The organism is Chryseobacterium sp. NFX27 (genome assembly GCF_049887855.1).
In the GTDB taxonomy this organism is placed as follows: domain Bacteria; phylum Bacteroidota; class Bacteroidia; order Flavobacteriales; family Weeksellaceae; genus Chryseobacterium.
This window is the reverse complement of sequence record NZ_JAGEKK010000008.1, coordinates 157,106-170,334: the sequence shown is the minus strand read 5'-3', so window position 1 is coordinate 170,334 and position 13,229 is coordinate 157,106. Positions and strand designations below refer to the sequence as shown.

General features: G+C 38.9%; 14 protein-coding genes. 3 read left to right on the top strand and 11 right to left on the bottom strand.

The window, feature by feature from the left end:
• Window positions 1-88: 88 nt before the first annotated feature.
• The 3 genes from J4Q03_RS11320 to J4Q03_RS11310 all read left to right on the top strand — a co-directional run bounded on the left by J4Q03_RS11320 (window position 89) and on the right by J4Q03_RS11310 (window position 3,012).
• Window positions 89-535, top strand: a complete 447-nt coding sequence (locus J4Q03_RS11320; RefSeq protein ID WP_426048280.1) for a GatB/YqeY domain-containing protein — start codon at window positions 89-91, stop codon at window positions 533-535.
• A gap of 443 nt (window positions 536-978) precedes the next feature.
• The gene (locus J4Q03_RS11315; protein WP_034701172.1) at window positions 979-1,389 is read left to right on the top strand and encodes a BrxA/BrxB family bacilliredoxin; all 411 of its coding nucleotides are present in this window, start codon (window positions 979-981) and stop codon (window positions 1,387-1,389) included.
• 105 nt (window positions 1,390-1,494) lie between these two features.
• On the top strand, window positions 1,495-3,012 hold the full coding sequence (locus tag J4Q03_RS11310; RefSeq protein ID WP_426048279.1) for a GH3 auxin-responsive promoter family protein: 1,518 nt from the start codon (window positions 1,495-1,497) through the stop codon (window positions 3,010-3,012).
• A 168-nt stretch (window positions 3,013-3,180) separates the two neighbouring features.
• Here J4Q03_RS11310 and J4Q03_RS11305 read toward each other — a convergent pair whose 3' ends face one another.
• The 11 genes from J4Q03_RS11305 to J4Q03_RS11255 all read right to left on the bottom strand — a co-directional run bounded on the left by J4Q03_RS11305 (window position 3,181) and on the right by J4Q03_RS11255 (window position 13,223).
• Window positions 3,181-3,561: a hypothetical protein gene (locus tag J4Q03_RS11305; RefSeq protein ID WP_426048278.1), complete on the bottom strand. Its 381-nt coding sequence runs from the start codon at window positions 3,559-3,561 to the stop codon at window positions 3,181-3,183.
• 24 nt (window positions 3,562-3,585) lie between these two features.
• Window positions 3,586-3,948: a hypothetical protein gene (locus J4Q03_RS11300; RefSeq protein ID WP_426048277.1), complete on the bottom strand. Its 363-nt coding sequence runs from the start codon at window positions 3,946-3,948 to the stop codon at window positions 3,586-3,588.
• Between the two features lie 4 nt (window positions 3,949-3,952).
• The gene (locus J4Q03_RS11295) at window positions 3,953-4,927 is read right to left on the bottom strand and encodes an endonuclease/exonuclease/phosphatase family protein (RefSeq protein WP_426048276.1); all 975 of its coding nucleotides are present in this window, start codon (window positions 4,925-4,927) and stop codon (window positions 3,953-3,955) included.
• A gap of 75 nt (window positions 4,928-5,002) precedes the next feature.
• Complete coding sequence (locus tag J4Q03_RS11290) at window positions 5,003-5,992, bottom strand: endonuclease/exonuclease/phosphatase family protein (protein WP_426048275.1); 990 nt, start codon at window positions 5,990-5,992, stop codon at window positions 5,003-5,005.
• An 8-nt stretch (window positions 5,993-6,000) separates the two neighbouring features.
• Window positions 6,001-6,729 (bottom strand): rhomboid family intramembrane serine protease, encoded by a 729-nt coding sequence (locus tag J4Q03_RS11285; protein ID WP_426048274.1) that lies wholly within the window; start codon window positions 6,727-6,729, stop codon window positions 6,001-6,003.
• Between the two features lie 2 nt (window positions 6,730-6,731).
• Entirely contained in the window at window positions 6,732-8,522 is a 1,791-nt protein-coding gene (gene mutL / locus J4Q03_RS11280; RefSeq protein ID WP_426048273.1) for a DNA mismatch repair endonuclease MutL, read from the bottom strand.
• A 351-nt stretch (window positions 8,523-8,873) separates the two neighbouring features.
• Window positions 8,874-9,701, bottom strand: coding sequence for a YoaK family protein (locus J4Q03_RS11275; protein WP_426048272.1), 828 nt, complete (start codon window positions 9,699-9,701; stop codon window positions 8,874-8,876).
• Between the two features lie 37 nt (window positions 9,702-9,738).
• Window positions 9,739-10,260 carry a hypothetical protein gene (locus tag J4Q03_RS11270; protein ID WP_426048271.1) on the bottom strand — a complete coding sequence of 174 codons (522 nt, stop codon included), beginning with the start codon at window positions 10,258-10,260 and terminating at the stop codon, window positions 9,739-9,741.
• Between the two features lie 233 nt (window positions 10,261-10,493).
• Window positions 10,494-11,897 carry a HAMP domain-containing sensor histidine kinase gene (locus J4Q03_RS11265; RefSeq protein ID WP_426048270.1) on the bottom strand — a complete coding sequence of 468 codons (1,404 nt, stop codon included), beginning with the start codon at window positions 11,895-11,897 and terminating at the stop codon, window positions 10,494-10,496.
• Between the two features lie 3 nt (window positions 11,898-11,900).
• Complete coding sequence (locus J4Q03_RS11260) at window positions 11,901-12,608, bottom strand: response regulator transcription factor (RefSeq protein WP_426048269.1); 708 nt, start codon at window positions 12,606-12,608, stop codon at window positions 11,901-11,903.
• Between the two features lie 129 nt (window positions 12,609-12,737).
• Window positions 12,738-13,223 carry a GNAT family N-acetyltransferase gene (locus J4Q03_RS11255; protein WP_426048268.1) on the bottom strand — a complete coding sequence of 162 codons (486 nt, stop codon included), beginning with the start codon at window positions 13,221-13,223 and terminating at the stop codon, window positions 12,738-12,740.
• Window positions 13,224-13,229: the final 6 nt, after the last annotated feature.

The following is a 13,229-nucleotide window of genomic DNA, read 5'->3' as shown; positions in this document are numbered from 1 at the left end:
ATGTAACAATGTATCAATTTAACAGTGTAACAATTGCTTGTTCAAAATTGGTACATTGATACACTTTTACATTGATAAATTAAATACCATGAGTTTAGAAAATACCATAAGTGAAGCTATTAAAACAGCGATGAGAGAAAAAGACAGAGTTGCTCTGGACTCTCTGAGAGCTGTAAAAGCTCAGATTTTAAATCTACAGACGGAAGCGAGAGGCGCTGAAATTTCTGCGGAACAGGAAATTGCCATCCTGCAGAGAATGATCAAGCAGCGTAAGGATTCTTTCGAACAGTTCGCTGCACAGGGAAGAAATGACCTTGCGGAAGTAGAAGAAGCCCAGATGAAAGTGATTGAGAAGTTCCTTCCTGAACAGCTCAGCCCGGAAGAACTGGAAACAGAAATTAAGAATATTATTGCCCAAACCGGAGCCGAGTCTGCCAAAGACTTAGGGAAAGTGATGGGAGCGGCTTCAAAAGCGTTGGCAGGAAAGTCTGACGGAAAAAGTATTTCCGAAATGGCTAAAAAGCTGCTTTCGTAAACATTGAACCCATTCGGGCTGAGGATAAATAACCGAATTCCCTATACTTAAAACAGGATATCCAACCTTTGCATATCGATTTGATTAAAGAAGCCCGGAACGCTAGCGTTCCGGGCTTCATTTTTGGATATTCTAATTTTTTAATTCAGTTTATTATATTCAAAACTGAATAAGCTTTTACTTAACTGCTGTGCATCATGCCGTGTTAAATAATTTGAGAGCTTGAGGGAAAGCTGTAAATGTTTTTTTCATGGTCAGTTCTTTTAGAATCATTTCAAATTTAACAAATAATTACCATTATCCATCATTTTATTTTATCTTTTTTAATATATTATTGAAATATTAATATTATATTAATTTTTTATGACTAAAGCATTGATAGTTTTTATATATTGAACAAACGCAAAGAATTGTTTAACTTTGTACCGATAAAAACAAAAAATATGTATCCAACAGATTTGGTAATGCCTATGAAGGCAGAACTTACAGATAAAGGTTTCGAAGATTTAACATCTCCAGCGCAGGTAGAAGAGGCTTTAAAACAGCCGGGAACTACTCTATTGGTTATTAATTCCGTTTGCGGATGTGCGGCTGGTGCAGCAAGACCGGGAGTTGTATATTCTTTGACGGGAGATAAAAAGCCTGATCATTTAACAACTGTTTTTGCAGGCTTTGATACAGAAGCTGTAGCAGAAGCAAGAAAGCACCTGGCTCCATTCCCTCCAAGCTCACCTTGCGTAGCTCTTTTCAAGGATGGAGAACTAGTTCACATGCTGGAAAGACACCACATTGAAGGAAATCCTGCAGGGGCTATTGCAGCCAATCTTCAGGCAGCTTTTGATGAGTATTGCTAAAAATAATAAATCTAAATACCAAACCGTTACATAATTTGTAGCGGTTTTTTTTATTTAACACCATAAAAATTCTCTAAAAATCCAAATATTATTATATTTGTTGGAATGGCAACAAAGGCACTTTTCAATACTGTCGTCAACTGGTTTATCCGTCAAAGGATAGATCAGATTCAGAATTTCATGGATCATCCTATTGAAACCCAGAAAGGTATACTCTTTTCGCAGTTGTTTCATGCGGAAGACACTGAATACGGCAAGACATACGGCTTTAATTCAATTTCGAGCTATCAGGACTTTAAAAACAAGGTTCCCATCGTTGCTTATGAAGATTTTGAACCCTATATTGAAAAGGCAAGACAGGGGCATAAGGATGTAAGCTGGCCTGGTTACATCAAACATTTTGCAAAATCATCGGGTACCACAAATGCCAAAAGCAAGTTTATCCCAATTTCTGCAGAAAGCCTCGAATACTGCCACATGAAAGCAGGAAAGGACATGGTTTCCATCTATGCCAATAACCACCCGGATAACCAACTATTCACCAATAAGAACCTGCGTTTGGGCGGAAGCTCTGAGCTTCATGCAGATTTCAATACCAAATTCGGAGACCTTTCTGCTATTTTAATTGACAATCTTCCTTTTTGGGTAGAGATCACCACAACGCCAAGTAAAAAAGTTTCCCTGATGGCTGAATGGGAAAGTAAGCTTAAAGCCATTACATCGGAAGTAAAAAATGAAGATGTGGGAAGTATCCTTGGAGTACCAAGCTGGATGATGGTTCTCCTTCAAAGAGTTTTAAAAGAGACGGGCAGCGGAAGTATTTCTGAGCTGTGGCCTAATTTAGAGGTCTTTTTTCACGGTGGAATCAGCTTTAAACCCTACAAGGACCAGTACAGGCAGATCATCGGAAAAAAGATCAATTACTATGAAATTTACAATGCTTCTGAAGGTTTCTTCGGCATACAGGACAGATCTGACAGCGATGAAATGCTGCTGATGCTGGATTATGGTATTTTTTACGAGTTTATTCCGATGGATCAGTTTCATTTTTCCAATCCGAAAGTGGTAAGCCTGGAAGATGTTGAAGTGGGAAAAAATTATGCACTGGTGATCACAACAAACGGAGGACTGTGGAGATATCTGATCGGGGACACGGTTGTATTTACCTCAACCAATCCTTTCAGAATAAAAATTACGGGAAGAACCAAGCATTATATCAATGCGTTTGGAGAAGAACTTATGATCACCAATGTGGAGTCTGCCCTTACCAAAGCCTGTGAAGTTACCGGGGCAAGCATCACCGATTTTACTGGAGCTCCTGTTTTCATGAAAGAAAATGAAAGCGGCGCCCATGAATGGATTTTTGAATTCAGCCGGCATCCGGATGACTTGGAACGTTTTACCGATGCTTTTGATCATCATCTGAAAACAATTAATTCGGACTATGAAGCCAAAAGGTATAATAATCTGACCCTGAAAAGACCAATTGTCCACATTGCAAAACCGGATCTTTTTTACCGCTGGCTGGAATCTAAAGGAAAACTCGGCGGCCAGAATAAAGTCCCGAGACTGAGCAATGACAGGGAATATATAGACCCTCTACTGGAACTTAATAATATGTAAATTTGCCGTAAAGTAAGTTCAGATACAGAAAGATGAGCACCATTGGATTTTAAACGGTAGAAGCTACTTTACCATTAAGAGAGAATTTCGCGTTCTCCCTTAAAAGAAAAATATATCTCATAAAAAACGCAGTCGAAATTTGACTGCGTTTTCTGTATATTAGTATCACTATTTATTTAGATCTTCTTTCAGCTTTTTTGCTCCCTCTTCTACTTTGGCGGCTCCTTTTGCAGCAGCATCTTTTACATCCTGGCCAACTTCCTGAGCTCCGGCTTTGATATCTTTTCCGGCCTTATTAAGATCTTCTTTAGCTTTTTGAGCGGCATCGTCTATTTTATTTCCAGCTGCATCAACTTTAGTTTTTACATCTTCTTTAGCCTTATCTATTTTAGCGGTATCAATCACTGCAGAAGGTGTTTCTGAAACCGTTGTTGTAGTGGTTGTTAAAGATCCGTCCGCGTTTTCAACCTGTTCTGTTTTAGTCGTTGATTTTGTGCATGACACAGCGAATACTGCTACCGCAGCTGCTGCTAAAATTTGTTTTTTCATATTGTATATTTTTTTAAATGTATTTTATTGTGGTTTTACGCCGTTGGTTGGTGGGCTGTCAGCTGTTTTCTGTTTCTTATCTGCTTCCGTCTTCTTCTTGTCCTCTTCCAGCTTTTTTTTGTTTTCTTTTTCAAGCTCTTCTTTCAGCTTCTGTTCTTCTTTCTGAAGTTTTTCAGCCTGTTTTATAGAATCCTGGTATTTCTGTGAGGACATTCTGATCTGGCGCACAATATCTATTGATGTTGCTCCTGCTGAAAATGAATCCACCGCTGCCGTATCATAATGAATTTTCACATTCTGCTCAGCAGCGAAACCCGGAGTTTCTTTCTTTGAACAGGCCGTTAATAGCAGTGACACCACAAAAACTGCAGACAGTAAATTTTTCATGGAACTAATTTAGCAGAAATTCTGCAATTACAGGATAATGATCCGATAATTTTACAGCATGATCCACTTTATAGCTTAAAGGAATAATAGATTTTGAAGTAAATATATAGTCGATCCTAAGCGGAACTTTGTAATCATGAAAGCTGGTAGAAGCCCCATTTCCTACAGTAACAAAAGCGTCCTGAAGATCTTTTCCCAGACTATAATATTCATAGGAATTAGGCACCGAATTAAAATCTCCTGCCAGGATTACGGGATAAGGGGAAAAATCAATTACTTTTCTGATCTTTCTGATCTGATCTTCATGGGCCTTAAAAGTTGGTGTCATATGGGAGAGAAGATTGGTAATTTTTCCTCCTACCTTTGCAAAACCATCAAATTTAAGCATTGATTTGTGAAGCCTGAAAGGTTCCAGGTAAACGGTAACCACTCTTATAATTTTTCCGTTAATATCGACATCGGCATAGAAAGAGTTCCCTCTTGCCTTATCTTCAATCAGCTGTTCCTGTCTTAAGATTTTATGTTTTGTCTTCAGAATAACTGATGGATATTTTATCATATCACGCTGTATTGCTCTGTTGGTATCCTTTTCCTGAACAAGAATGATATCTGCATCCTGATCCGTAATGTACTTTGTTACTTTATCCCAGCCGAAATCTCCGTATTTCACATTAAATGTAATTACTTTAATATCTCTGATCGACTTTAAACTTTCTGTTTTTGGAGAGAAATTCACCCATCTTCTTACCGGATTATAGAAAAGAAGGCTACCCAATACAAAGGCAATAGCTATTTTCTTTCTTTTAAAAACCCAGACAAGTGTCAGCAGAACATATATTATGATCAGATAAGGGAACCCCAGCGAAAGAAGGTTAAGGCTGCCCAAAAAGTTAGGCGGAATCCATGCATTGCCTAATGTGCACAGCAGCAACACGGCAACAGCGATATGTATAAACAGCAGTAATTGGCTCAGCTTCATGAAATAACGGTCTAGGATACATTTTTTTTATCAAAAACCTTACCAAGGCCGCCAATTTAACTAATTTTATGATTATTAGTTGTTTATTGAAAATGTTCCTATCACCGGATAATGATCTGAAAGCTTAATAGTCCGGTCCACTTTATAAGTAACCGGCCGGATGCTTTTCGAGGTAAAAATATAATCTATTCTTATTGGAAATTTATAGTCATGGAAGCTTGTTGCGCTTCCCTTTCCTGCTTTCAGGAAGGCATCTTCCAGCCCTTCGGATAAATGATAATATTCATAAGAATTGGGAACGGAATTGAGATCTCCCATAACAATCACAGGATAGGGCGAATTTTCAATTCCTTCTCTAATCGCACTTACCTGATCCTGATGTTTTTTAAAAACCGGAATAAGCCTTTTAACAATATTTTTCAGCTTTCTTTCGTCTTCTTCTTGAACACCATCCATTTTAATCATCCCTTTTTCAAATTTAAAGGGTTCTAAATAAATATTGATGAAACGGTATATTTTACCCCTAATCTCTATATCTGCCTGGGAAGCATAAGCATTATTACTTTCATAATCGCTCTTGATAAGCTCTTTGGAATCTATAATTTTATGTTTTGAAAAGATTTTAAGAATTCCATTCTTATCAATCACTTCCCTATCTTTAACAGAAACTTTTTTACCGGCCTCCTGCAGCATAACGACATCTGCATTGGCACTGTTCAGAAATCTTTCAATGTCAGAGGCTCCCATTAAGCCTGCTTTTACATTAAACGTGATGACCTTAAGATCTTCTGTTCCTTTTTTATCAGAGGAAAAGTTCACCCATCTCTGTACGGGGTGCATAAAAATAAGTCCGGCCAGCATAAATACAAACGTTCTCTTTTTCCAGCTGAAAAGCCAGAAAAGCGTAAATACAGCATAGATGACAATAAGGATAGGAAAACCTAAGGAAAGCAGATTGAACCACGGAAATATTTTAGGCGGAACATAGGCATTCAGAAAGGTACAGAGCAGCAGGAACAAAACGCCTACATGCAGGATCAGTATAATAAGACGGAAAACTTTCACAGATATTTCTAATTGAATCTATACAGATGTTTCTTCCAGATCCTTGCAAGAATCCAGCCAACTAGCGCTCCTCCAACGTGGGCAAGATGGGCAATACCTCCTCCATTTCCGGAAACTCCCAGATAGATGGACACCACAATAACGATAGGCATCAGGTATTTTACCTTTATAGGAATAGGAATAAACATCATCATGATTTTTGAATCAGGATAAAGCGTGGCAAAGGCCGTTACTACTCCGAAAATAGCTCCGGAAGCACCAACCATAGGCGTTGCTACAATCCCTTTTAAACTCTCCAACAGTTCTTTCTGCTTAAGAACTGATGCCGCATCTCCATTAAATCCTACGCTTGCTCCGGATAAATAAGCATTGACATTGAATCCGAGCTGCTGCAATTCACTCGTCAACTGCTGCGCCTCAACAAAATTCCATAGATTAAAAAGGAAAAATGCCCCTAATCCACTTAGAAAATAGAGAATTAAATATTTTTTATCACCTAACGACTGCTCCAGGATAGGCCCAAAGCTGTACAGGGTGAGCATATTAAACAGAATGTGCATGATGCTTCCATGCATAAACATGTGTGTAATGATCTGCCATGAATGAAAAAACGGAGAAAAAGGGTAAAAACCGGCAAGATAACCAATTACCTGGTTTCCAAGAAAATAAGTCCCAACGAATACAATAACATTGATAATGATAATATTCCTGGTGATGGGGGGTATATTGTTAAACATTTTTAAAATTTGTTTTTAAAATCATTAAACGGAACTTCGTAAAAGCATCTTTTGCCATCCGGTAAAAATTCCGGGAAGCCTAAAGCTGTAAAATCTTTGATCACCTGTTCCGCATCTTTTTTATAGATAAAGTCAAACCTTGATTTCGAATGCATCTTGTTCCACTGGTTGAGATAAAACTGCATAAATTCTTCTTCAGTCTTATATTCCAGGATCTCAAAAAGGTTCTCCAGGAACTTCATGGCCTGGGTTTCTTTCAATCCTTCGGGAAGAGCATCTATCCTCAGCACACTTTCATGTGCAATTTTCATGTCAAACCCGAGTTCAGGAAGAAATTTTTTGAAAGAATTGTATTTACTCTTTTCTATTTCGTTCATATGATACTCAAGAGAAAACAGAAGCGTATGGCTGTTTGGATTGAGATTGGGCTTCTTTGAGCTTTTATTATTTTCAGATACGACCAGCCGGTGCATTCTTCCAAGGTCCAGCATCAGGGTCACATCGCCTTTATTGAACAGCCAGTACCCATTCGGCAGCCTCATCAGATCCTCATCAAAATCTTCGTCTTCAAATAAATTAATCTTTGAGGGTTCTGCTGTAATATTCTGGTGGTACATTTCCGTAAGGTTCTGGATTTCCTCGGGACGCACGTTCCTTTCTTCAATAAACGGGTTGTAGTCTTTGTCTACTATAATTTCCGGCATCTTAATCACTCCCCCGCTGCCGTTTCCCTTGCTTGGAAAAGGTTTATTCATCATCGCATCCATTTCAGGATCTTTATCAAAATCAAGGCTTGGAGAAACGTTGTAAATTCCCAGGGATCTTTTAATGGTGGAACGGAGAAGAGCAAAAATAAGATGTTCGTCTTCAAATTTCACCTCGGTTTTCTGAGGGTGGATATTTACGTCTATTTTTTCCGGATCCATCTCAAGATACAAGAAAAATGTAGGGACATAACCCGGCAGAAGCAGTCCTTCGAAAGCTTCCTGAACCGCTTTATTGAAATACGGGCTTCTGAAATATCTTCCGTTCACGAAAAGAAACTGCTCACCTCTGGATTTTTTAGCGCCTTCCGGTTTCGCAACAAATCCGTGAAGCTTACACCAGATAATATCTTCTTTGATAGGAATCAGCTGCGGCTGCAGTTTACGTCCGAAAACATCCACAATACGCTGCATCTGGCTTCCTTTTCTTAATCTGAAAACCGCCTCGTCATCATGAAACAGGGAAAACTCCAGGTTTTCATGAGCCAGGGCAACACGCTGGAATTCATCAATAACATGTCTGAATTCAACATTATTATTCTTAAGGAACTTTCTTCTGGCCGGAACATTGTAAAACAGGTTCTTAACCAGGAAATTAGACCCGTCGGCAGTCTGTATCGGATCCTGGAACTGAAAAACACCGCCTTCAATGTAGATATTCGTACCGATTTTCGCATCATTCTGCTTTGTCCTCAGTTCGACCTGGGAAACGGCAGCGATAGAAGCCAGCGCCTCACCCCGAAATCCTTTTGTAACGATCTTGAAAATATCTTCTGTTCCTTTGATCTTTGACGTAGCATGTCTTTCAAACGCCATTCTGGCATCGGTCTCAGACATTCCTTTACCATCATCCACCACCTGGATCAGGTTTTTTCCGGCATCCCTGATAATCAATTCTATCTTGGATGCTCCTGCATCAATAGCATTCTCCAAAAGTTCCTTCACAATGGACGCAGGTCTCTGCACCACTTCTCCTGCCGCAATTTGGTTAGCTACATGATCCGGTAAAAGCTGAATAATATCTGACATAAAACGTATAATCAACTTACAAAAATAGTCAATGAAAACCGGAATTAAAACATTAAAACCGTGAATTAAAATTTAATTATCAACATTTTCATCACATTTTTGAATCCCGAATACCGACGGCTGGACTTTTTTAACGCAAAGTTTAAAGCTGAACTGCTTTAGTTTTCAGTTGAGCAAAGAGATGTGGCTGCACCACTGACTAAGTCCATGGATAAGACATATGCTTAACCGAATCAATCTTTGATTGATTCTGGTTTCCAGCCTGTACCTAATAAAAACACCCTTTTTCTATGATCGAAAAAGAGTGTTGCACAGCTAGTTTACAAAATTTGATATTATTTATTTTATCGCTTATTTATCAAAGGCAAGCGTTCTTTTTTCTTTTCTTTTGGGAATACCGTGAACTTTGTCGTACAGATAGGCCAGCACATTAGGTTTTTTATAAATTCTGCTATACCGGTATTTGGTATTAAAATGTCTTATATGAATCTTATAGGCATCATATCCGATTACCATTAAAAGACAGAGGCTGATCACATAAAATACCCTGAATTCAAGATAATAATACGTAAGTCCCGAGAAAACAGCTCCCAAAACATAGGCCGCCATAATACTCAAAAGTAATTTTGCCCTTCCGATCAGCTCACCATTCTTTCTGTATTTTTTCTGGGTAAACATGGAAAGCAGGATTCCAAGGTCGGTAGTGGTACCTGTAAGGTGGGTCGTTTTCACCGAGAAATTGGAGATACTTGCTGTAAGGCCGTTCTGAAGGCCTGTGGCAAAAAGCATCAGCGCTACCAGATATTCAGTCTCTTCCAGTGTTTTCTGATAGTAAAACTGACCATATATCCCCACAAACAGTAAGCATATGATTTCCAAAACAATCGGCATGGAATGGGCAAAATATTTACTCTTTTTATTGAAGTTGATCACGATGAAGTTGGACAGGAAGCTTCCGAAGAAGAACAGGAAGATCCACGCTCCCACCACGGCTACCTGCGCCCAGTTTCCTTTGCTGATTTCGGCTGCTAAGATGGCATAATGCCCTGTTACGTTCGATGTAAAAGAGAGAAATATTAACAGAGAGGCAATATTTATAGTCCCTGCAGTGAATGCAGTCAGCGTTCCCAATCTGATATTGTCTCCCAACGTTCGGCTGTTACTATAATTTCTTAACATTTTTTTATCTTTTATATGGTTGTGTTTTCTTTTTTTCTCAGACCTCCACGAAGACTTCAGCCAGTCTTCCTCTTTCCGGAAGCCTCTCAGCAATTTCCACCTTAATTTCCCGGGCCTGAAGCGCTCTGCATTTTTTTATGTAAGGGGTTATATCAAACTTTCCTTTGCCTTTACTCTTAATAGACGGTGAATAGTAAGCTTCCTCAATATTCTCCGCCTTCACATAATTGTTGAATGTTCTCTGAAAGCTTCCCGTGAAAATATCGCAGACTATTTTATTAACTAAATGCGGATACTTATTTCTGATAATTCCATAGGCATCACAGAATTCCTGCGGCCTGATCTTATTAAAAATGGTGCTTTTTGTATTGAAAAGAAGGTCTCTGATGGAATCTCCGGTTTCATATCCTGAAACCAAAAAAATAGTATACTGATTCTGGTCTTCCGAGGCCTCTTTCTCTTTCAGCACTTTTTTTAATATATTCAGTGACTCAAGAGAGTAATCCGTGGCGATTAAGATTGTTTTGGTCATATCTTTTAGATTTAGGTTTGTTGTCATATTTTGATGATACAAAACTAAAGCGGCAAGATTAGAAGCTCTTTGGAACGGAATTAAAATGTGATTAAAGAGATTAAAATGAGATTAGAATATTGTTAACAGGAGTTAACATAAGAGAATTTGAGATTGAAATGCTTAGCTTTTCGGAGTAATGAAAATAGAAAGCATGTAGATTTCTCTCGCAGATTTAAGAGATTGGGCAGATTTTTTCTTTTTTTTAATTGATTTTGCTATTAAGATCCTTCCGGTCTTGTACTATAGAAATTAGGAAAACGCATCTGTACAGTGGTTCCCTGGTTTTCGTGAGAACTCACGATCAGCTCGCCGTTGTGCATTCTTACAATATTTCTTGCCAGCGGAAGCCCTATTCCGTAGCCTTCATAATTCTTGGTATTGGAAGCCCTGAAGAACGGATCATAGATTTTGTTCATTTCTACCTCCGGAATCCCGATCCCAAAGTCTTTTACAATGATATAAACATCTGTATCCGTGGCACCCAGCGAAACTTTTACCTGCTGGAAATTAGAATATTTACAGCCGTTATTGATGATATTGGCTACCGCAAGGTGGAGCAGCTGTTCGTTGCCCTGTACTTTTAATTTTTTAGGATTATCAGGCAGCATACTGATATCCAGGTAGATATTGTTCCTTGAATCGATCTTTCTTAATGTTTCAATGACATCCCAAAGCAGCTGATCTATTCTTACTTTATCAATTTTCTGGATCTTCCCGTCGAAACCGGTCTGAGCAATCATTAATAAGGCCTTGATTTTTTTATCCAGCTTTTCTGCTTCATCAAGGATAATTTCCAGGGTTTCTTTGTATTCCTCAGCGGTTCTGCCAATAGAAAGAGCGACATCCGCTTCTCCCATGATCGAGGTAAGAGGTGTTCTCAGTTCGTGGGAAACATTCCCGATCAGGTGGTTTTGGGTTTCAAATGAGGTTTCTATACGGTTCAGCATTCCGTTGAAAGTATCTACCAGCTCATTAAGCTCCTTATTATCCGGTTGCGGTTCCAGCCTAAGGTGAAGATTTTCGGAGCTGATCTCTTTTACCTTACCTGTAATCTTTAAGATGGGCCTGAATAAAGTTTTAGACAGATAAAAAGAAAAGATCATACTGAAGAACAGGGACAGCACAATACAGGTAATCAGTGTTCTCTTTAAAAACCCCAGGTAATAGATTACATAGTGATTCTTGGCAGAAGCAATGGCTATATAATCTTTATCATCATACTTGAAGGTCTGCCCGATATAATAGAATTCTTTGTCATTATAATTGGCCTCCCCTTTTCTGACGATACTTTTGAAAAAATAGTCCGGAATATGAACCTCCTGCGAGATCTTTCTGAAATTGGAATCCGCCGGAACCGCAAAAACATAATCTCTTTCCATAGGAAGCTCCTCATCATTGAGGCCGTTGAGGATATAGTTTTCGGGAAGATCAAGATGGTCCTTACTTTTTTCGATCTGAACAATGGTCGTTGTACGGATCTTCAGCAGCTCGTAAAACCTTTGGTGTGAAAAGTTGACAATAGAAAAGTAAACCAGCCCACTGAACAGCAGAATGATGGCAGTAAATACCAGCATTAAGAGCACCATTGTTTTGGTCTGATTTGTAACAACTTTATTAAACATCCATTAAGGCTTTTTCAGTACATATCCCATTCCTATCACGGTATGGATCAGCTTATTATCATCCTGGCTATCCAGCTTTTTCCTTAAATAATTTACGTAAACATCTACCACATTGGTTCCCAGCTCATAATTGACACCCCATACCGCATCCAGAATTTCAGCTCTGGAAATTACTTTTTCGGGATTATTCAGAAAGTACAGCAGGAGCTTATATTCTGTAGAAGTTAACGAAATTTCATCCCCGGCGCGGGTCACTTTTTTTGTGTAATCATTAACAACCAGGTCAGAAAACTGGAACACATGCTCGTTATCAGGCTCCGGTTCGGCAGTTTCCTGAGGGCTTATTCCGTTACTCCTTCTCAACAGTGATTTTACACGGGCTACCAGTTCAATGAATTTGAAAGGTTTTACGAGATAATCATCGCCGCCACTTTCCAGGCCCAAAACAATATTTTCGGAGGTTCCCAGGGCCGTTAAAAACAGAATCGGAACATGCTGATTGGTTTTCCTTATTTCTTTGCAAACATCCAGACCATTCATTTCCGGCAGCATAATGTCCAGAATTACCATATCAAAATCGTTGGCCTGCACCAGCTGCACACCTGTACGCCCGTCAAAAGCTACGGAAACTTCGTACCCGTTTTCCTGAAGCCCTTTCTTTATAAAAGAGACTACGCTGGTTTCGTCTTCGATGAGGATAATCTTTTTCATTGAAATAAGGAATTTCACAAAAATAGGGAAAAAGAGTGAATAGACGTGAGACAAAAAAGGAGAAAGCGAAACCTTATAAGCAGAGGAAATCTTAGATAACAAAGCTTCCTTAACTAATTTCAGCCTCTTCTAAACATTAAATTCCAGCAGCATCTGTCTATTACAACGGCTATAAGCTGAGCCACACACTGGCATATGTTTAAAACCAAGCTTTTCATATAATTTTATCGCAGGAACAAGCACAGAATTTGTTTCAAGGGAAACACTTTCCGCATTTAATCCTCTGGCTTTATCCACCAGGGCCTGCCCTACCAGATATCCAATTTTCTTTCCCTGGGCTTTAGGGCTTACAGCCATCTTTGAGAGCTCAAATCTGAGAGGCTCATCGGATATTTTCACCAAAGCACATGTTCCGACAGCTTCATTATCCAATATTGCAAAAACAATATATCCTCCTTTGTTTATGATCTGCTCTTCAGGATTATCCAGTAGTTTGTGATCACCACCCTCCATGGTAAAGAATGTTTTGATCCATTCTTCATTTAATGCCTTGAAAGCCTCTTTATATTGAGGATCATAGGCTATGATTTTTACTTCATTGTTTATATTATTCATTACTAT